The sequence below is a fragment of the Vibrio sp. M260118 genome (assembly GCF_036533755.1).
Classification (GTDB): domain Bacteria; phylum Pseudomonadota; class Gammaproteobacteria; order Enterobacterales; family Vibrionaceae; genus Vibrio.
Genome location: NZ_JATABG010000027.1, coordinates 1 through 18,897 on the forward strand (window position 1 = coordinate 1; position 18,897 = coordinate 18,897).

Here is an 18,897-nt window from a genome sequence, read left to right on the forward strand (position 1 = left end):
TAGGGTAGACGCCCATCATTTCAAACTGGCGCAACACGGCCGTACCATAGAAGGTGACGGACGCCCCAATGCGAGGAATAATCGCATCAAAGCCAGATAGCTCTTCACCTTTAAAGTGAATTTCGGGTTTGTCTGAATTGATATTCATGTAGCAACGCAACGCATCGATAACCTTAACCTCATGTCCACGTTCTTTCGCCGCTTCAATTAAACGCTTAGTTGAGTATAAACGAGCGTTACGAGATAGAATGCCAATTTTCATTATTTGCGCTCCTCGAAAGGGATTAAAAACGACTCTACAGGGTCGACCACAATGCGGCTGTGCATAGCTGTACGGCCTAATAACATGCGAAAAGCCATGTTTTCACGATTGGTTAACGTTATTTCGATTGGCCAGGCTTCACCGCCGAGGTTGAGCTCGGTTTTAATCACATAACGTGACTCTTCATGGCCTCCAGAGTCGCGTACGATGCGCTCGTCAATCACTTCAGCTTCGCACACGACTTCTACATCCGAGTTATGCTGAATTGGGTGGATCCAGAATCGAACCCAAAGAGCTTCGTCTTTGTAAAAGCTCTCTACTTTGAACGCGTGTAAACACGAGGTCTTGGCTCCGGTATCGACTTTTGCATTAATTTTTTCAATACCAAGGCTTGGTAGGCTGAGGGTTTCTCGCCAACCGACAAGTAGTTTTTCTTTCATCGCAGTAACAATAAATAAGGATCTAATTAAGACGCTCGAGTGAAGTGAGCATCCCCAACGTAACACGGTCGTATATGCCGAGTGTTGTGCTTGAAGAGGGTAGAGAATTTACCCTTAGGTGCTTCAAGGAGGGCGACTTTAGCAGCGATGATTTAAGCCGGCCAATGAAAAGAAATCACCGTGACGACAAAAGAAATTTATGGTTTGTTTAGGTAACTAAAAACGAAAAGCCAGCTCATGTGAGCTGGCTTTGAGTATATAGAGGAGTACGAATTACGCCTTTTCTGGAATCGCTTCGAGTAGCGCGACCATTTGTTCCCAGAACAGTGAAACTGTATCAATCTTCACTTTCTCGTCTGGAGAGTGTGGAAACTTGATCGTAGGGCCAAAAGAGACCATATCCATGTTTGGGTATGGTTCTTTGAATAGACCACACTCTAGGCCAGCGTGGATAACCATGATGTTTGGCTTGTTGCCGTAGATCTCTTGGTACATGTCGCGGAAAACAGCCATAATTTCTGAATCTGCATCAGGCTTCCAACCAGGGTATGCTCCGTTGAACTCGATTTGCGCCCCCGCTAGGTTGGCAACAGAAGTCAGCATTCCCTCAACTTGTTGACGACCAGAGTCAATCAGTGAACGAATTAGGCATAGCACTTCGATCTTGTCTGCGTCAGTTGTGATAACACCGACGTTCAATGATGTTTCAACCACGCCTTCAATTTCGTCGCTCATGCGGATAACACCGTTAGGGCATGCGTTTAGTGCAGCAATAAAGCGTTGTTGGTCAGCAATAGCAAGTACTTGTAAATCACAGTCGATTGATTGGTTAAATGAAACAATGTCGGTTTCTACTTTACCTAGTTCTGAGCGAAGTAGGTTAGTGTAGAACTCAAATAGCTCTGCCAGTTTTGTTTCGTTTTCAGCAGGAACCGCGACGGTTACAAACGCTTCGCGCGGAATTGCATTGCGTAGGCTACCACCACGGAATTCGATCAGGCGTAAGTCTAGCTCTTGTGCGTGACCCGCGAGGAAGCGTGCAACCAGCTTGTTCGCGTTGCCACGGCCTGTGTGGATGTCACAACCCGAGTGGCCGCCTTTTAGACCTTTCAGGATAAGCTGACGAGTAACAAAGCCTGCTGGTACATCTTCACGTTTGATGTCGAAAACCATTTCGCCATCAATACCGCCAGCACAGCCCATGTAGACTTCACCCTCTTGCTCAGAGTCAGTGTTTAGAAGAATATCGCCTTCTAACCAACCTGCTTCTAAGCCAAATGCGCCTGTCATACCTGCTTCTTCATCTACAGTCAGTAGTACTTCGATAGGGCCATGTTTAATCTCTTGTGACGCCAGTACAGCTAGGCACGATGCCATACCAATACCGTTATCAGCACCGAGAGTTGTACCTTTAGCGGTAACCCAATCGCCATCAATATATGGTTGGATAGGATCTTTAGTGAAGTCGTGATCAGTGTCTTCGTTCTTTTGTGGCACCATATCGATGTGTGCTTGCAGAACGACACCTTTCTTGTTTTCCATTCCTGCTGTAGCTGGTTTCTTAATAAATACGTTACCCGTTGGATCGCGACGAACGTCTAAGCCTTCTTGCTTTGCCCAATCAACGATGTACTGCGCTAGCGCTTCTTCATGTTTTGATGGGTGAGGGATAGAACAGATTTTATCGAAAAACTGCCAAAGTGGGCTTGGAGATAAATTGCTAATTTCAGAATGGAATTCAGACACGGACGACTCCTTAATGAGATTAATGCCAGATTATATTTTTTATTTTTACTGATTAATTGGAATAAAAAACTATATTTGACATGTAGTAGAGGAGCACAGGATAGCACTCTCACACTAAAGGGTGTAGTAAAAGCGGCAAGCAAATGTCTCGGTGTAATCACAAAATTTAGATTCTTTGTGTAAAAAGTGTCGCTAGTCTCGTGCAGGATATGAATGTACTGGCATTTGGAAAATGATATTTATGTAATTTAATTACGGAATTACATTGACCTAGATCATTATTTGAAATTTATGTGACATTTATCACTTTTATTCTTGTAATTAAGTTTCTTTGAGGTATATTAGTAACCAACTTCGAAACGAAGAGAAAACGCTCAAAGGATGAGTCCGATTTGTCGCCTCCAAGGAACTGAGAAATCAATATCTGAAATGTTTTTTTAATTGATTTAGAAGGTGATAGTTATGAAAGGTTTACCAAGTGCAGCATTCTGGCTAAACAACTCTGTTTACACAGGCAGCTTTACTTACCCAACAACTTTCGGTTACTAACCGTTAGCTTGTTATCTCGAACAGTATGTTCATCCCCTATTATTGGAATTTTTTTACAGCGTTTATTGCTGACATGATTCAACCGCCACTCAAATTGAGTGGCGTTTTTTTATCTGATGAAAAGTGCTGGTGATAAAGTGAACTCGAACACGCTAGTTTCTTTCTCCTGATTCCCTACCATGAAGATTATTCGCATAAACACATATTGAATAGAATCAAACTCGCTAAGATCACCTTGAAAGTTTACGACATGGTATAAATAGTCACCATGTGGACGAGAAATGGTGATTTTATTTTAGTGATTGAAGTTAAAGGATTTTCACTTAAATTGAAGCGAGATTTTATCTTTAACAATGTCTGTTACAGTTAGAAATATTAATTAGAGTCTTAATTCTATCTGGAATTTAATATTTGATGACTTTATAATTCGAGCCAATCGATTACGCAACCGTTTACTTTTTACCCTTTAGGATTCGATCATGTTCGAAAAACTATTTAAACTCAGTGAAAACGGCACCAATGTTAGAACTGAGGTCATCGCAGGTATTACTACCTTTTTGACGATGGCTTACATCATCTTTGTTAACCCGGCAATGCTGGCTGATGCAGGTATGGATAAAGGCGCAGTCTTTGTTGCAACCTGTCTAGCTGCGGCGATTGGCTGTTTCATCATGGGCTTTGTGGCTAACTACCCAATTGCACTCGCTCCGGGTATGGGCCTTAATGCTTTCTTCACCTATGGTGTTGTATTGGGCATGGGACACTCTTGGCAGGTAGCGCTTGGTGCGGTATTTGTATCCGGTATCATCTTTATGGCGCTGAGCGTTTTCAAGGTGCGTGAGTGGATCATTAACTCAATTCCAATGTCGCTGCGTACAGGCATCTCAGCAGGTATCGGTCTGTTTCTAGCATTCATTGGTCTGCAAAATTCTGGCATCGTGGTGGATAACCCAGCAACTTTGGTTGGTCTTGGTCATATCACTGGTCTACAGCCAGCATTAGCGGCACTTGGTTTCTTCCTGACTATCGGCCTAGTTTACCGCGGCGTTCGTGGCGCAGTTATGATCGCAATCCTAATCATTACAGCTCTAGGTTTAGTTTTTGGTGATGTACAGTGGCACGGCATCATGTCTACACCACCAAGCATTGCTCCAACCTTTATGCAGATGAATATCGCTGACGTGTTCGAAGTGGGCATGATCGCAGTAGTATTCGCTTTCTTATTTGTCGACCTATTCGATACTGCGGGCACGCTAGTTGGTGTTGCGACTAAAGCGGACTTGATTAAAGAAGATGGCAAACTGCCTCGCCTAAGTAAGGCGCTACTTGCTGACTCTACAGCAACTTCTGTAGGTGCGATGCTTGGTACATCAAGCACAACTTCTTATGTTGAATCAACAGCAGGTGTTGCTGCGGGTGGTCGTACAGGTCTAACAGCAGTCGTTGTTGGTGTACTGTTCCTATTGGCACTATTCTTCTCTCCGCTTGCAGGTATGATTCCAGCTTACGCGACGGCAGGTGCACTGTTCTACGTGGCTATTCTAATGATGTCTGGCCTTGTGAGCGTAGACTGGCGTGACCTGACAGAAGCAGCTCCAGTGGTTGTGACTTGTCTACTAATGCCTCTAACTTACTCAATTGCTGAAGGTATCGCGCTTGGCTTTATCTCTTATGCTGCAATTAAGTTACTGAGTGGTCGCGGCCGTGAAGTATCGGTAAGTGTATGGGTACTGTCTGCAGTATTCCTTATCAAATACATTGTCGCTGCTTAATCAGATAACGATTTAATTCGTTTAATTACAGCGCTTGCAATATTTATCGCCATAGTAGGGCCTCTGCTATGGCGATTATTTTTCCGTTTAAGATAAAATTCCCCATTGGTATTGTATAATGGCTGCGTTAAAATAAACGTTTGCGTAGCTTTTCCCCACACTTGCCAGTTGCAATTGTCCGAGATTTACTCGATGTGCTGCGGGGATGCAGATTTCATAATTATTAGGTTATTACAATGAGTAAAAAATTCATTATCACTTGGGACCAAATGCACACACTATGCCGCGAGTTGGCTGAAAAGCAGATGCCAGCAGAGCAGTGGAAAGGTATTTGGGCGGTAAGCCGTGGCGGTCTTGTTCCGGGCGCTATCTTGGCTCGTGAGCTGGGCATTCGTCATGTTGATACTATCTGTATCTCTAGCTACGACCATGATCATCAACGTGATATGACCGTTGTAAAAGCACCAGAAGGTGACGGTGAAGGTTTCCTAATCGTAGAAGACCTAGTGGATAGCGGTGATACAGCACGTAAACTACGTGAGATGTACCCGAAAGCAAAACTGATTGCGGTATGTGCAAAACCCGCGGGTGTTGAGCTACTAGATGACTATGTTGTCGATATCGCTCAAGACACATGGATTGAGCAGCCATGGGACATGTCAATCCAGTACATTGAGCCAATTAATCGTAAGCAGAAATAATTGATTGCGAAAATGGTACTACTTTCTTGATAAATGACCCTTTATTGGGTCATTTTTTTTATTACTATTAAATAAATACGATTATTTAGGTCACAAGCTATGTCTGAGGAAGTCAGTAAGAACCTCTCAGAGTCTCTTTTTGTCAATCATAAGCAAGCTAAAGAGACTTCAATACTCACGCAATATATGCCGACAAGTGAAGCTTTCTTAGAGCAAAAGCAAAAAGAAGATGGTTACAAGTGGTATAGAAACTTGCGTCGTATGCAGTGGGCATGGCAGGGATTGGATCCCATTGAAATTGAGGCCGTACTCGCAGCGATTGCAGCCTCTAAGCATTCACGTACCCATGACGGTTGGCTTGATACAGTAATGGGTTACCACAGCGGCAATTGGACTTATGAATGGATTAAGTTAGGTATGTTGCATCAAAAACGTTCGGCAGATATGCAGGGTGAGGCGTCTGCGGACGAAATGTTCAATGCGTCGCTCTGTTTTAGTATTGCCGGATACCCTCATCTGAAGAATGATAACCTAGCCATTCAAGCCCAGGTACTTGCAAATAGCGCTTATAACGAGGCAAGTAATAAGACCAAATATATTGTTAAGCGAATTGAAGTGCCGTATCAGCGTAAATCGATTGTAGCGCACCTGCATCTGACCAGTACCGATAAACCTCAGCCTGTCGTCATTGTTAGTGCCGGATTAGATAGTTTGCAAACCGACCTATGGAACTTGTTTCGAAATTATCTTGCAGAGAAAAACATCGCCATGTTGACGGTGGATATGCCATCTATCGGTCACAACACTCACTGGAACCTGACTGAAGATACCTCTTGCTTACATCAAGCGGTATTAAATGAGCTGCCGTCTATTCCTTGGGTTGACCATCACAAAGTTGGCTTGATTGGTTTCCGCTTTGGCGGTAATGCCATGGTAAGGCTGTCGTTTATGGAACAAGAGAAAATCAAAGCGTGCGTATCTTTGGGTGCTCCGATCCATGATGTACTCTCTTCGGCAGAGAAACTCAAGAAAATGCCAAAAATGTACTTAGATGTACTCGCCTCTAGGATTGGTAAAAGTGCGGTGGATATTCACAGCTTGGCAGGGCAACTGATGGCTTGGTCATTGAAAGTTCAAGGTATACTGGGAAGCCGCAAGACTCGCGTACCCATATTGGCGATGAGCTTAGAGAACGATCCCGTCTCTCCTTTTAGCGATAACCAATTGGTTGCGATATTTAGTGATTATGGCAAAGCGAAGAAAATCAGTGCTAAGACAATTACACAAGGGTATGAGCAATCCCTCGATTTAGCAATTAAGTGGCTAGAAGGTGAGCTAATTAGATGACATTTCTGCTAAATTAGATAAGACTTAAATAGTTGAGCTACCCAGACTTTCTAGTCCTGAGTGGCTCTTCATAATAATAAGTAAATGAATATGGAGATTCATTATGTCTGAGCAGAAGAAAAATCCTACCCACTACCGCTTACTGTCTACTTTAAGAGCTATTGGCCCTTACCTACGAGAATCCCAAAGTACTGAAGGGGCATATCTATTTGACTGCTTGTCTGTGTGTGTGAACGATAAAAAATCACCTGAGCAGCGTGAGTTTTGGGGCTGGTGGTTAGAGCTCGAAGGCACTGGGGAAGCGTTTGAAGCCCGTTACCGCACTGGCTTGTACGATACGACGGGTGAGTGGCAAGAAAAATCGCTACCAAAGAAAGCGGTTGAAGATGTGACTCGGACACAAGAAGCTTTCCACCAAAAGTTGATTGATACACTGCAAACGGAGTTTGCTATTGCTGTCAATATGCATGAAGAATCTGTCGAATTCGTCTAATTTTCCTCTGTTATCATTCTTCTTGATTAAAAAGGCGCTTTTTAGCGCCTTTTCTGCTTGTGAATTTATCAGTAGATTGCTAAAACATCAGGTCTAATCAATCTTTGTTACCAATATCAGTAACTGTGGGTTGTGACGATTTTTATTTTTTCATAGTAGAAAGGCAATGACTAAACAAAGCGGAAAGGCATCTCAGTCTCAGACTGTGGTGGTTAAACTAGGTACGAGTGTTTTAACTGGTGGAACATTGGAGTTGGACCGTGCTCATATGGTTGAGTTGGTTCGTCAATGTGCAGAACTTAAAAAACAGGGCCACTCAGTGGTCATGGTTTCGTCTGGTGCAATTGCAGCAGGACGTGAACACCTAGGATACCCCGCACTGCCCAACTCTATGGCAAGCAAACAGTTATTGGCGGCTGTTGGTCAGAGCCAGCTTATTCAGACTTGGGAGTCACTGTTTGCTATTTATGGTCTGAAAATCGGCCAGATGTTACTGACACGCGCCGATCTTGATGATCGTGAGCGCTTTCTCAATGCACGCGACACCATCAACGCCTTGGTTGAGAATGATATCATTCCAGTGGTAAACGAAAACGATGCGGTTGCGACCAGTGAAATTAAAGTTGGCGATAACGACAACTTATCAGCGCTGGTAGGCATCTTATGTGGTGCGGACAAATTGTTGCTGTTAACGGACCAAAAGGGTTTGTTTACCGCTGACCCACGTAAAGATCCTAATGCCGAGCTGATCAAAGAAGTAAAAACCATCGACGATACCTTGCGTAAAATCGCCGGAGGCAGTGGTACGACACTAGGGACTGGCGGTATGGCGACCAAACTGCAAGCGGCAGATATTGCACGCCGAGCGGGTATCGAAGTTATCATTGCTGCGGGAAGCGCCCCGAATGTGGTGTTTGATTCTCTTGGCGAGAATCCGCAAGGTACACGATTCCTACCGTGTGAAGAGGCGTTGGAAAACCGTAAGCGCTGGATTCTTGCTGGTCCTTCGGCATCCGGTGATATCGTCATTGATGATGGTGCGGTCAATGCCGTTGTCGAAAAAGGCAGTAGCCTGTTAGCTAAAGGCCTGACCAAAGTGAGCGGCCAATTTGCACGTGGTGACGTGGTGCGAGTAACCGACAGCAAAGGCGTTCTTATTGCTCGCGGTATTGCCAGTTACTCAAGTGAAGATATGGCGAGAATCGTCGGCAAGCACAGTAAAGACATTATTGGTATTTTAGGTTACGACTACGGCAACGAAGTGCTACACCGTGACGATATGGTTGTAATCCAAGAGTAAGGGAAAAGAGAGTGGAACTGATTTCAATGGGCAAAGCGGCAAAGGATGCGGCCTTCCAACTAGCGACAGCGTCAACGGCGCAAAAAAACCAAGCTTTGGCAATTATTGCAGATGAACTAGAAGCTAATGCTCAGACAATTTTAGCGGCGAACGCAAAAGACATAGAGAAAGGGCGTGAAGCGGGATTAACCGAAGCTCTGCTTGACCGTCTGCTACTTAACGAAGAGCGCTTAACGGGCATTGCTAATGATGTACGTAATGTTATTAGTCTCAACGATCCGGTTGGCAGCGAACTAGACAGTAAGGTACTTGAAAATGGTATGTCTCTGTCTCGTCGTCGTGTTCCGCTTGGTGTGGTAGGGGTTATCTATGAAGCTCGCCCTAACGTCACCATCGACATCGCGGCGCTGTGTCTAAAAACCGGTAACGCAAGTATCCTACGTGGCGGCAAAGAGACCTTCTTCTCTAACATGGAGCTAGTCAAAGTTATCCAATCTGCACTTGCTAAAGCAGAGTTACCTGCGGCTTCAGTCCAGTACATTGAAAAGCCAGATCGTGAGTTGGTTTCTCAACTACTTAAACTGGATGACTATGTGGATATGATTATTCCGCGTGGCGGAGCTGGCCTGCACAAGATGTGTAAGGAAAACAGCACGATTCCAGTGATTATTGGTGGTTTTGGTATTAGCCATATTTTTGTTGATGAGAGTGCTGACTTAACTAAATCCTTAGATGTGGTTGAAAATGCAAAAGTTCAGCGTCCTTCTGCGTGTAACGCATTAGACACGCTACTCGTACATGAAAAGGTTGCGGCGGAGTTCTTACCTATGCTCGCTGAACGTTTAAACGGTAAAGTTTCATTGGTTGCTGAGCCGAAAGCGAAAGCGTTACTTGGCAATGCCGAGGAGCTGCGCGAAGCAGGGGAAGGTGACTTTGATACCGAATGGTTAAGTTTCACTTTAGGCGTAAAAGTTGTTTCTGATGTTGCAGAGGCGATCGACCATATGCGTGTTCATAACGCGAGTCACTCAGATGCAATCATGACCAATAGCCTTGAAAACTCTGAGCTATTTATTAACTCAGTTGGCTCTGCGGCAGTCTACGTTAATGCATCAACTCGCTTTACAGATGGTGCTCAGTTCGGTTTGGGCGCTGAAGTGGCAGTCTCTACGCAGAAACTTCATGCTCGTGGGCCTATGGGGTTAGAAGAGTTAACCAGTTACAAGTGGGTAGGTAAAGCGAACTACTTGCCGCGTAGTTAACAAAAACGAATTGATATGGTTTGAAAAAGGGGCTATTTAGCCCCTTTTGCTTTTGCTAGCCTTGTTTAATCCGGTAAACTGTTTGTCATTAATTTGGAGGTGATATGCATTGTCCTTTTTGTTCTGAGAATGATACCAAAGTGATCGATTCTCGCCTTGTCGCTGATGGCCATCAGGTTCGCCGTCGTCGCCAATGTTTAGCTTGTAGTGAGCGTTTTACTACCTTTGAAACTGCTGAACTGGTGATGCCTCGAGTGATTAAATCAAATGGTAACCGTGAACCGTTTAACGAAGATAAAATGGTTGGTGGTTTACAGCGTGCGCTTGAGAAACGCCCTGTCAGCGCCGATGCGGTTGATGTAGCGATTAGTATGATCAAGTCGCAGCTGCGAGCGACAGGTGAGCGTGAAGTACCAAGCGAAATGATCGGTAACCTAGTTATGGATCAACTTAAAGAGCTCGATAAAGTCGCCTATATTCGCTTTGCTTCTGTATATCGCAGCTTTGAAGATATTCGCGAGTTTGGCGAAGAAATTGCTCGACTAGAGGATTAGACAAAGATCTCTATGACATTTACTGAGCAGGATTTCACAATGATGTCGCGAGCGATAGAACTTGCAAAGGGCGGCATCTACACCACAGCACCGAACCCTAATGTGGGCTGCGTTATTGTCAACAACGGCGAAGTTGTTGGTGAAGGTTTCCACTACCGAGCGGGCGAGCCTCATGCTGAAGTGCACGCGATGCGTATGGCAGGGGATAAAACCGTTGGCGCAACCGCTTATGTCACCTTAGAGCCATGCTCTCATTACGGGCGTACACCTCCATGTGCCGAAGGGCTAATTAAGGCGAAAGTGGCAAAAGTCATCTGTGCGATGCAAGATCCTAATCCTGTAGTGGCTGGTCGTGGCATTAACATGCTTCGTGAGGCAGGCATCGAAGTTGAAGTTGGCCTGCTAGAGCAAGATGCGATGGCTCTTAACCCTGCTTTCATCAAGAAAATGAAAACCGGTATGCCATTCGTTCAGTTAAAAATGGCGGCCAGTCTTGATGGACAAACAGCGCTGAAAAATGGTGATAGTCAGTGGATTACCTCTCCTGAAGCGCGTCAAGACGTACAAAAACTTCGTGCTAAAAGCGGTGCAATCTTGTCGACTAGCAAAACAGTGATTGATGACAATGCTTCGCTTAACGTTCGTTGGGGTGACCTACCTTCCTCTGTACAGGCGCGTTATGACGCTGAAGATTTGCGTCAACCTGTTCGAGTCATTTTAGACAGACAACAAGCGTTAACGCCTGAGTTAAAACTGTTCAAAGCTGACGGTGAGATCATCACGGTTGCGCCAAATGGTGATATCACTCCTGAGCTAGACGACAATCAGCAAGTTGACCTTGGCAAGACACTTGAAACACTTTCTCAGCAGCACAACATCAATCATCTATGGGTTGAAGCAGGTGCGACATTGGCAAGCAGTTTAATCAAACACAAATTAGTCGATGAGCTAATAATTTATCTCGCGCCTAAAATAATGGGTAGCGATGGTCGAGGCTTGCTTGGTGCACTAGGCTTACAATCGATGGCTGAGGCTATCGACCTCGATATTCAAGATGTTAGACAGGTGGGAAGAGATATCCGCATTGTCGCCACCCTTATCAATAAAGAATCGTAATCATGTTTACAGGTATTGTAGAAGCAGTAGGTACCCTAACTGCGATAACGCCAAAAGGCGAAGACATCAGTGTCACTGTTGAAGTGGGCAAACTCGATATGTCGGATGTAAAACTCGGTGATAGCATTGCAACCAACGGCGTTTGTTTAACTGTGGTGGATTACAGTGCTACAAGTTATTCAGCGGATCTGTCATTAGAGACTTTGAAGAAAACGGGCTTTGCTGATTACCAAGCCGGCGACAAAGTTAACCTTGAGAAAGCGATGCTTCCTACCACTCGATTTGGCGGACATATTGTGTCTGGCCACGTAGATGGTGTAGGGGAGATCGTGGAAAGAAACATGGTTGGCCGAGCTATTGAGTTCTGGGTAGAGATGCCTGCAGAGATTGCCAAGTATGTTGCAGAAAAAGGCTCGATCACGGTTGATGGCATTAGTTTGACAGTCAACGACTTACGCAAGAATGCCTTTAAACTGACCATCGTTCCTCACACGGGTGAAGAGACGACGATTGCTGATTTTCATGTTGGGCGTAGAGTTAATTTAGAGGTTGATGTACTTGCACGTTACATGGAACGACTGCTAACAAGCCAGCAAGAGCAACAACCTGAGTCTCGTATTACCATGGACTTTTTACAACAGAACGGTTTTGCATAACGCACGCGTCGCCGAATCTATATTTATTCGCTAAAGCTATAACAATAGGAATACCAAGATGCCAATTAGTACGCCGCAAGAAATTATTGAAGATATCCGCTCAGGAAAAATGGTCATTCTGATGGACGATGAAGATCGCGAGAATGAAGGCGATTTGATTATGGCCGCTGAGCACGTCACACCTGAAGCGATTAACTTTATGGCGACCCACGGTCGTGGCTTGATCTGTCTAACCATGACTAAAGAGCGTTGTGAGCGTTTGGGCTTACCGCCAATGGTGCAAGACAACAATGCTCAGTATACGACTAACTTTACTGTTTCGATTGAAGCGGCTGAAGGCGTAACAACGGGTATCTCAGCAGCAGATCGTGCGCGCACTGTTCAAGCGGCGGTAGCGAAAGAGGCTAAAGCGGCAGACTTAGTTCAGCCGGGGCACATTTTCCCACTTGCAGCTCAGGAAGGCGGTGTTTTGACTCGCGCAGGTCATACTGAAGCGGGTTGTGATTTAGCGAGATTAGCGGGCTTGGAGCCGTCTGGTGTGATTGTTGAGATCCTTAATGACGACGGCACTATGGCTCGTCGTCCAGATCTAGAAATCTTTGCTGAGAAGCATGACATTAAACTTGGCACGATTGCCGACCTGATTGAGTATCGTAATAACACCGAAACGACTATCGAACGCGTAGCGGAATGTAAGCTACCAACTGAGTACGGTGAGTTCGACCTAATTACCTACCGTGACACTATCGATAACCAAGTTCACTATGCACTGCGTAAAGGTGACTTAGCGGGTGATGCGCCTCTAGTTCGTGTTCATTTACAAGATACTTTTACCGATTTACTTCGCAGTGACCGTAGTGCTGAGCGCAGCTGGACGCTAGACAAAGCGATGACTCGTATTGGTAAAGATGGTGGTGTGCTAGTCATTCTTGGTAATGAAGAGTCGACGGACTTGTTGATTCACCGCGTTAAGATGTTTGAAGCGCAAGATAAAGGTGAGGCGCCAACCCTAGCTAAGAAGCAGGGTACCTCTCGCCGCGTCGGTGTCGGTTCGCAGATTTTGCAAGACCTTGGTGTCCACGATATGCGTTTGCTATCGTCAACCAATAAGAAATATCACGCTTTAGGTGGTTTCGGTTTGAACGTTGTTGAGTACGTTTGCGAGTAACGCGTAAAGTATAGAGCCACAGCAAATCAAAACCTTAGCTGTGGCCCCATTAGTTGTTGTTCCGTTCTGTTTGAAAAGGGCAGCAGCGAATCTTTCGCTTGGAATCATTGCGCATAATTTCTATTAGATATTGCTCACAGATTTGTGCTAGAATCCGGCGATTCTCACTTGATGAATATAGTTAAAGGAAGGCTTATGAAAGTGATCGAGGGTGGCTTCCCAGCGCCAAATGCAAAAATTGCTATCGTTATTTCTCGTTTCAACAGTTTTATTAACGAAAGTCTATTGTCTGGTGCAATCGATACTTTAAAGCGTCACGGCCAAGTAAGTGAAGACAACATTACTGTTGTTCGTTGCCCTGGTGCAGTTGAACTTCCACTTGTTGCTCAACGCGTTGCGAAAACAGGCAAGTTTGATGCAATCGTATCTTTGGGTACGGTAATTCGTGGTGGTACACCACACTTTGACTATGTTTGTAGTGAATGTAACAAGGGTCTTGCGCAAGTTTCTCTGGAATACTCCCTTCCAGTGGCATTTGGTGTATTGACTGTTGATACAATTGACCAAGCAATTGAGCGCGCAGGAACCAAGGCTGGTAATAAAGGTGCAGAGGCTGCACTAAGCGCACTTGAGATGATTAACGTTCTTTCAGAAATCGATTCCTAATGGGGGCCAGTGTGAAACCAGCCGCACGTCGTAATGCACGTCGATTCGCTCTACAAGCGATCTACTCTTGGCAAATTACTAAAGAAAATGTTGCTACTATTGAGGAGCAATTTTTGTCTGGTGGTAAGTATGATGAAGAAGAACATCATGCAGCAGAGCCAGCACTTTCTACTCCAGACACAGACGTTGCATACTTCCGTGACCTACTAACAGGTGTTGTGCTAAGTCACACAGAGCTAGATAGTAAGATTCGTCCGTACACAGCGCGTCCAATGCAAGATTTGGATATGATGGAGCTCGCTCTATTACGTCTTGCTATGTACGAAATGACTCGTCGTGAAGACGTACCTTACAAAGTGGTAATCAACGAAGCAATCGAACTTGCAAAAGTATTCGCTGCAGAAGAGAGCCATAAGTTCGTTAATGGTGTGCTTGATAAAGCGGCGCCACACGTACGTAAGAAGTAATAGGCGTAACAAGGTTACGTATACAAATTCAAAAGGTCAGCTCAATTGCTGGCCTTTTTTCTAATCTGAGTTTGGGAGCAGAAAAGAGATAGTATTTCTTACGCAAAATATCTGTAAATCTGACCTTCGTGGAATTGGCTAGCTTCGCACTCCCGGTGTAGTAGTTGGATTTTGCTTCAGAAATACCACCTCTTTAACTTGCTCTTCTATCCTAGATTGAAAACATATGATGGTCGGATAAGTGGATGTCTGGTGAATTTAATCTGATTGAAAAGTATTTTGTTGGTCGTCAAAGCCAGCGCAAAGACGTGCTTCTTGCCGCAGGGGACGACTGTGCATTGGTTCAAGTGCCGCAGGGGCTTTCTGTGGCTGTTAGTACTGATACGTTAGTTTCAGGTACTCATTTCCTTGCTGATGCTAACCCTGCGTGGGTGGCTCACAAAGCACTTGCTTCAAATATTAGTGACCTAGCTGCTATGGGAGCTACGCCTGCTTGGGTTTCTTTTGCCTTAACTATGCCTGAACCAGACGAAGCTTGGCTAGCACCATTCTGTGACGCGTTTTTTGACCTGGCTAATTATTACGATATTCAACTGATTGGCGGTGACACCACCAAAGGGCCGCTGAGTTTAACGCTTACTGTACAGGGTTTGGTAGACCCTGATAAAGCCCTACGCCGAGATGGAGCACAAGTGGGAGATTGGGTTTACGTGACCGGAGACCTAGGGGATAGTAAGGCAGGACTAGATGTTGTTCTAGATACCAGTTTGCGCAATAAACCTAGCGCACAAGAGCTTGAAAAGCGACACTACCTTTCAACGCCAAGGGTGCTAGTGGGCCAAGCTCTTTTAGACTTAGCAAGCTCAGCGATTGATATCTCGGATGGCGTTATTTCTGACATTAAGCATATCTTAAACCGTTCTCAAGTTGGTGTGGCTCTTGACGTTTCAGCGCTGCCTGTTTCTAATGAGTTGGTTGAGTTCTTAGGCTCGAACACGCTCGCTCGTCAGTATGCATTGTCGAGTGGTGAAGAGTACGAGCTATGCTTTACCGTACCAGAGCAGAACAAGGGCTCATTAACGAGTTCTCTTGCGCATTGTGGCGCCAAGGTAACTTGTATTGGTCAAATTCGCCCTCAAGGTACTTTCGAACTGCATAACAACGGCCAACCGATTGATTGGGATCTGAGCGGCTACGATCACTTTAGCTAAATACAACTGATTATGACTAACCCTTTATCACTTATCTCTTTAAAGAACCCTTGGCACCTATTAGCAACCGGCTTCGGTAGTGGATTATCTCCGATAGTTCCGGGCACGATGGGGACGTTAGCGGCTATTCCTTTTTACCTGCTTTTGGTTCAACTACCTCTGCCGCTTTACGTCATTGCTGTGATTATTTCCTGTTTTATCGGCGTGAAAATTTGCCAAGTGACCTCGGATGATATGGGTGTTCATGATCATGGCTCTATTGTTTGGGACGAGTTTGCTGGTCTGTGGATCACTATGCTAGTTGTGCCAGTGTTTAACCTATCTGCGACGGATTGGAAGTGGTTAATGACCGGCTTTGTACTGTTTCGCTTTTTCGATATGGTTAAGCCTTGGCCAATTGGTTGGCTCGACAAACGCGTTTATGGCGGACTCGGTATTATGCTTGATGATATCGTAGCGGGGGCTATGGCAGGAGTTAGCCTCTATTTGGTCGGTAAGTACGCAGGCTGGCTTTAATAACAAACAGAATTAATAAAAGACTGATAAGGAAAAACAATGTCTAAGAAAGTTTACTGCATCGCTCAGTTTCAACCGAAACCAGGTAAATTGGACGAGTTATTTGAGGTGCTAAAAGCGCTAGAGCCAAACACATTACGTGAAGATGGCTGCCTGCAATACACAGTGACTCGCCACATCACAACGCCGTTTGCTGAAGGAGAGAGTTACCCAATCGCTTTCAATGAAATCTGGGCGGATAATGAGTCGTTTGAAGCGCACTGTCAGCGTAAAGAGATCCAACAATTTTTCCAAGAACAGTGTGTAGCAGAAACAGGTTTGGTTGAGAAATCAAATGTGTGCGTCTACACGGATGAGCCAAACAACTATGACGCGCCAAAGCTAGGTTAATCAGCTATAGTCCTTAGCTTCTATACAAAAACAAAAAAGGTTGCTCATTCGGCAACCTTTTTCTATTGGAAAGAGCGTTATTTCAGCTTTTCTAAATCTGCTTCAATCTCAGCAATTTTGCTCGATACCACTTTTTCTAGATGACGTAGATCGGAAAGGATTTTTTCTTTCGTATCGAGTTCTACCACTTTCTCTGGTTTAGTCAGTTTGTTAAGTTCATCGATGACGAGAGTCAGGTTGCGGTTGATCTCAGTGACTTCTTTGTATTGATGGCTACCACTGTCGACAAGAACGTTCTTGACCTGTCGCGGGTATTTGAATTTGACGCTTTTCGCAAACAACTCACCTTTCTGTTTGTGAAAATAGATTTTTAACACATCCTTGTGCGCTTCTTGGCGAAGGGAATAGCGCTCAATTTGCTTAGGATCGTGAATACCTAAACCCGTGAGGTGTGGATACATAGGCTACCTCTATTGTGTTGTAGAAATTATCCCTACCCTAAATTGAGTAGGGAATAAACAATTCAATTATTAATGTAGCAGTCTATGATCGTGGTAGACAGTCCTTTTTTCAACAAGTTGGCAACTTGTGGTCGAGATCGCTTAAGGTGCTAGTTCAGCAACGTTTTTAATTAGCTTATCGCTAAGATCTTGCTCTTCCTCTTCACTTAGTTTGCCACCATTTTCGCTGGTGATAATGAACAAGTCTTCCGCGCGTTCGCCAATAGTGGTGATTTTTGCTGCATGAAGATGAATGCCACAGTCAGCAAAGGTAGCACCAACAGTAGCAAGTAGTCCTGGTGTATCTAAGGCAACAAACTCAAGCAGAGTGCGTTTTTTACTCTTCGTTGGTAAGAAGTCGACTTTAGTCTTCACAGTAAAGTGCTGCAGATTGCGCGGTACTCGGCGAGTTTTAATCTTAGTCGGGCGACCATCTTCCAGAACATGTGCCAAATGCTTAATAACCGCTTTATGACGGTTTTCATCCACCACGTCACCATTCTGATCTAGCACCATAAAGGTATCGAGAATATAGCCATCTTTACTGGTCATCACTTGCGCGTCATGGACGTTGAAATTACGACGGTCGAGTTCTGCTACCACGGTTGCAAATAGTGCATGTTGGTCCTTGCTATAGACGAACACCTCTGTACCGCCACGAGTTGCTTTCTTCGAGATCAATATCAGAGGTTGCGAATGATCTTTGTGGCGTAACAGATGTGAACTGTGCCAAGCAATCTGCTTATGGGTATGGCGGAGGAAGTAGTCGGCTTTAAAGCGCTGCCAAAGTACCTCAATCTCCCGTGCTGTGAAGCCATCTTTGCGCAGAAGAGCTGACGCTAAATGTTGGTTATGGCGAATGCGTTCTCGTACGTCGACCGGGTTTTCTAGTCCACGTCGCAGTGCTCGCTGGGTTGAATGGTAAAGCTCCGCGAGTAGAGTTCGCTTCCAGCTATTCCATAGTTCTGGATTGGTCGCGCATATATCTGCAACGGTTAAGCAGACCAAATAATCCAAATACTCTTCGTCACGAACCTGTTTAGCAAACTCGGTAATCACCTCTGGGTCGTAGATGTCACGTCGCTGCGCTGTGACCGACATAAGTAGGTGGTTTCTTACCAGCCATGACACGAGTTTGGCTTCTGGCTTTGATAGACCATGTTCGATACAGAAGTTATACGCTTCACCTTCACCTATCACCGAGTGGTCGCCACCTCGACCTTTACCAATATCGTGGAAAATAGCGGCTAGAATCAGCAGCTCTTTCTTCTGAATACGTGGGTAGACCTCACAACAGATAGGGTGCTTTTTATGGTTGTTCGGATCACCGAAGGTGTTGATGTGCTTCAACAAACGTACACTGTGTTCATCCACGGTATAGACGTGAAATAGGTCGAACTGCATTTGACCAACAATCTGGCTCCATTGAGGCAGATAAGCGGCTAATACGCCCAACTTATGCATCAAACTAAACGCTTTATGTAGCGCATTCGGATGGCGACACAAGTCGAGGAACTTCTCGCGCGCTTCTGGAATCGTGTGCAGGAATTTGTTCAGGCGTCGACGAGCTGTCCTCAACTGGCGCATCGTGGGTGGTGCTACCCCTTCAATGCTTGAGTCATTGGCAATATGCAGGAACATGTCGAGGATGGTTTCAGGGCGAGCTTGAAACAGAGCTGGTTTACGCGCTTCTATCAGGTGACCACGACGTAAGAAGTCGTCACTCAAAATCACAGGCTCATCTTCGATGCCGTTGTTCAAAATCGCTTGGTCGAATAATT

At 45.0% G+C, this 18,897-nt stretch carries 19 protein-coding genes and 1 pseudogene; 15 read left to right on the top strand and 5 right to left on the bottom strand.

Annotated features, from left to right (window positions below; genetic code table 11):
- From QTO00_RS03420 to QTO00_RS03430, 3 genes and pseudogenes are all read right to left on the bottom strand, one after another.
- Nucleotides 1–262 (bottom strand): annotated as a pseudogene (locus QTO00_RS03420) (30S ribosomal protein S6--L-glutamate ligase); the annotation flags it as partial.
- Entirely contained in the window at nucleotides 262–702 is a 441-nt protein-coding gene (locus QTO00_RS03425) for an ATP-dependent zinc protease family protein (RefSeq protein WP_038203531.1), read from the bottom strand. The pseudogene QTO00_RS03420 and the gene QTO00_RS03425, both read right to left, overlap by 1 nt.
- Nucleotides 703–975: 273 nt before the next feature.
- Nucleotides 976–2,448 (bottom strand): aminoacyl-histidine dipeptidase, encoded by a 1,473-nt coding sequence (locus QTO00_RS03430; RefSeq protein ID WP_331422972.1) that lies wholly within the window; start codon nucleotides 2,446–2,448, stop codon nucleotides 976–978.
- A gap of 1,028 nt (nucleotides 2,449–3,476) precedes the next feature.
- On the opposite strand from QTO00_RS03430, the gene QTO00_RS03435 reads away from it, so the two are divergent.
- The 15 genes from QTO00_RS03435 to QTO00_RS03505 all read left to right on the top strand — a co-directional run bounded on the left by QTO00_RS03435 (nucleotide 3,477) and on the right by QTO00_RS03505 (nucleotide 16,616).
- Nucleotides 3,477–4,769 (top strand): NCS2 family permease, encoded by a 1,293-nt coding sequence (locus QTO00_RS03435; protein ID WP_331422973.1) that lies wholly within the window; start codon nucleotides 3,477–3,479, stop codon nucleotides 4,767–4,769.
- A 236-nt stretch (nucleotides 4,770–5,005) separates the two neighbouring features.
- The gene (tet(34), locus tag QTO00_RS03440) at nucleotides 5,006–5,470 is read left to right on the top strand and encodes an oxytetracycline resistance phosphoribosyltransferase domain-containing protein Tet(34) (RefSeq protein WP_004744887.1); all 465 of its coding nucleotides are present in this window, start codon (nucleotides 5,006–5,008) and stop codon (nucleotides 5,468–5,470) included.
- Nucleotides 5,471–5,569: 99 nt separating this feature from the next.
- Nucleotides 5,570–6,817 (top strand): esterase FrsA, encoded by a 1,248-nt coding sequence (gene frsA, locus QTO00_RS03445; RefSeq protein ID WP_331422975.1) that lies wholly within the window; start codon nucleotides 5,570–5,572, stop codon nucleotides 6,815–6,817.
- Between the two features lie 103 nt (nucleotides 6,818–6,920).
- On the top strand, nucleotides 6,921–7,310 hold the full coding sequence (gene crl, locus QTO00_RS03450) for a sigma factor-binding protein Crl (protein ID WP_331422976.1): 390 nt from the start codon (nucleotides 6,921–6,923) through the stop codon (nucleotides 7,308–7,310).
- Between the two features lie 166 nt (nucleotides 7,311–7,476).
- Nucleotides 7,477–8,610 (top strand): glutamate 5-kinase, encoded by a 1,134-nt coding sequence (gene proB, locus QTO00_RS03455; protein WP_331422977.1) that lies wholly within the window; start codon nucleotides 7,477–7,479, stop codon nucleotides 8,608–8,610.
- An 11-nt stretch (nucleotides 8,611–8,621) separates the two neighbouring features.
- Nucleotides 8,622–9,872 (top strand): glutamate-5-semialdehyde dehydrogenase, encoded by a 1,251-nt coding sequence (locus QTO00_RS03460; protein ID WP_331422978.1) that lies wholly within the window; start codon nucleotides 8,622–8,624, stop codon nucleotides 9,870–9,872.
- 104 nt (nucleotides 9,873–9,976) lie between these two features.
- Nucleotides 9,977–10,426: a transcriptional regulator NrdR gene (nrdR, locus tag QTO00_RS03465; RefSeq protein WP_006878018.1), complete on the top strand. Its 450-nt coding sequence runs from the start codon at nucleotides 9,977–9,979 to the stop codon at nucleotides 10,424–10,426.
- 12 nt (nucleotides 10,427–10,438) lie between these two features.
- Entirely contained in the window at nucleotides 10,439–11,542 is a 1,104-nt protein-coding gene (gene ribD, locus QTO00_RS03470) for a bifunctional diaminohydroxyphosphoribosylaminopyrimidine deaminase/5-amino-6-(5-phosphoribosylamino)uracil reductase RibD (protein ID WP_331422979.1), read from the top strand.
- Nucleotides 11,543–11,544: 2 nt separating this feature from the next.
- Entirely contained in the window at nucleotides 11,545–12,198 is a 654-nt protein-coding gene (locus tag QTO00_RS03475; RefSeq protein ID WP_331422980.1) for a riboflavin synthase, read from the top strand.
- A gap of 58 nt (nucleotides 12,199–12,256) precedes the next feature.
- Nucleotides 12,257–13,366, top strand: a complete 1,110-nt coding sequence (gene ribBA, locus QTO00_RS03480) for a bifunctional 3,4-dihydroxy-2-butanone-4-phosphate synthase/GTP cyclohydrolase II (protein ID WP_331422981.1) — start codon at nucleotides 12,257–12,259, stop codon at nucleotides 13,364–13,366.
- 195 nt (nucleotides 13,367–13,561) lie between these two features.
- Entirely contained in the window at nucleotides 13,562–14,032 is a 471-nt protein-coding gene (gene ribH, locus QTO00_RS03485; protein ID WP_004415274.1) for a 6,7-dimethyl-8-ribityllumazine synthase, read from the top strand.
- Complete coding sequence (nusB, locus tag QTO00_RS03490; protein WP_038203503.1) at nucleotides 14,032–14,499, top strand: transcription antitermination factor NusB; 468 nt, start codon at nucleotides 14,032–14,034, stop codon at nucleotides 14,497–14,499. Before ribH ends, nusB begins: the two co-directional genes overlap by 1 nt.
- A gap of 245 nt (nucleotides 14,500–14,744) precedes the next feature.
- The gene (thiL, locus tag QTO00_RS03495; protein ID WP_331422986.1) at nucleotides 14,745–15,710 is read left to right on the top strand and encodes a thiamine-phosphate kinase; all 966 of its coding nucleotides are present in this window, start codon (nucleotides 14,745–14,747) and stop codon (nucleotides 15,708–15,710) included.
- 12 nt (nucleotides 15,711–15,722) lie between these two features.
- Entirely contained in the window at nucleotides 15,723–16,226 is a 504-nt protein-coding gene (gene pgpA / locus QTO00_RS03500; protein ID WP_331422987.1) for a phosphatidylglycerophosphatase A, read from the top strand.
- A gap of 39 nt (nucleotides 16,227–16,265) precedes the next feature.
- On the top strand, nucleotides 16,266–16,616 hold the full coding sequence (locus tag QTO00_RS03505) for a putative quinol monooxygenase (RefSeq protein WP_331422988.1): 351 nt from the start codon (nucleotides 16,266–16,268) through the stop codon (nucleotides 16,614–16,616).
- A 77-nt stretch (nucleotides 16,617–16,693) separates the two neighbouring features.
- On the opposite strand, the gene QTO00_RS03510 is transcribed toward QTO00_RS03505, so the two are convergent.
- Both QTO00_RS03510 and glnD read right to left on the bottom strand, forming a co-directional pair.
- Nucleotides 16,694–17,077 (bottom strand): DUF3461 family protein, encoded by a 384-nt coding sequence (locus tag QTO00_RS03510; RefSeq protein ID WP_331422989.1) that lies wholly within the window; start codon nucleotides 17,075–17,077, stop codon nucleotides 16,694–16,696.
- Between the two features lie 141 nt (nucleotides 17,078–17,218).
- Nucleotides 17,219–18,897, bottom strand: a 1,679-nt coding sequence (gene glnD / locus QTO00_RS03515) for a [protein-PII] uridylyltransferase (RefSeq protein ID WP_331422990.1), incomplete at its 5' end; no start/stop codon positions are given.

Excerpts from the sequence above, each read along its gene's own strand:
- crl (WP_331422976.1), top strand. The coding sequence starts at position 6,921 with ATGTCTGAGCAGAAGAAAAATCCTACCCACTACCGCTTACTGTCTACT.
- QTO00_RS03510 (WP_331422989.1), bottom strand. The coding sequence starts at position 17,077 with ATGTATCCACACCTCACGGGTTTAGGTATTCACGATCCTAAGCAAATT.
- ribBA (WP_331422981.1), top strand. The coding sequence starts at position 12,257 with ATGCCAATTAGTACGCCGCAAGAAATTATTGAAGATATCCGCTCAGGA.
- nrdR (WP_006878018.1), top strand. The coding sequence starts at position 9,977 with ATGCATTGTCCTTTTTGTTCTGAGAATGATACCAAAGTGATCGATTCT.
- frsA (WP_331422975.1), top strand. The coding sequence starts at position 5,570 with ATGTCTGAGGAAGTCAGTAAGAACCTCTCAGAGTCTCTTTTTGTCAAT.
- QTO00_RS03505 (WP_331422988.1), top strand. The coding sequence starts at position 16,266 with ATGTCTAAGAAAGTTTACTGCATCGCTCAGTTTCAACCGAAACCAGGT.
- QTO00_RS03475 (WP_331422980.1), top strand. The coding sequence starts at position 11,545 with ATGTTTACAGGTATTGTAGAAGCAGTAGGTACCCTAACTGCGATAACG.
- nusB (WP_038203503.1), top strand. The coding sequence starts at position 14,032 with ATGGGGGCCAGTGTGAAACCAGCCGCACGTCGTAATGCACGTCGATTC.
- pgpA (WP_331422987.1), top strand. The coding sequence starts at position 15,723 with ATGACTAACCCTTTATCACTTATCTCTTTAAAGAACCCTTGGCACCTA.
- QTO00_RS03425 (WP_038203531.1), bottom strand. The coding sequence starts at position 702 with ATGAAAGAAAAACTACTTGTCGGTTGGCGAGAAACCCTCAGCCTACCA.
- ribD (WP_331422979.1), top strand. The coding sequence starts at position 10,439 with ATGACATTTACTGAGCAGGATTTCACAATGATGTCGCGAGCGATAGAA.
- QTO00_RS03435 (WP_331422973.1), top strand. The coding sequence starts at position 3,477 with ATGTTCGAAAAACTATTTAAACTCAGTGAAAACGGCACCAATGTTAGA.
- ribH (WP_004415274.1), top strand. The coding sequence starts at position 13,562 with ATGAAAGTGATCGAGGGTGGCTTCCCAGCGCCAAATGCAAAAATTGCT.
- proB (WP_331422977.1), top strand. The coding sequence starts at position 7,477 with ATGACTAAACAAAGCGGAAAGGCATCTCAGTCTCAGACTGTGGTGGTT.
- thiL (WP_331422986.1), top strand. The coding sequence starts at position 14,745 with ATGTCTGGTGAATTTAATCTGATTGAAAAGTATTTTGTTGGTCGTCAA.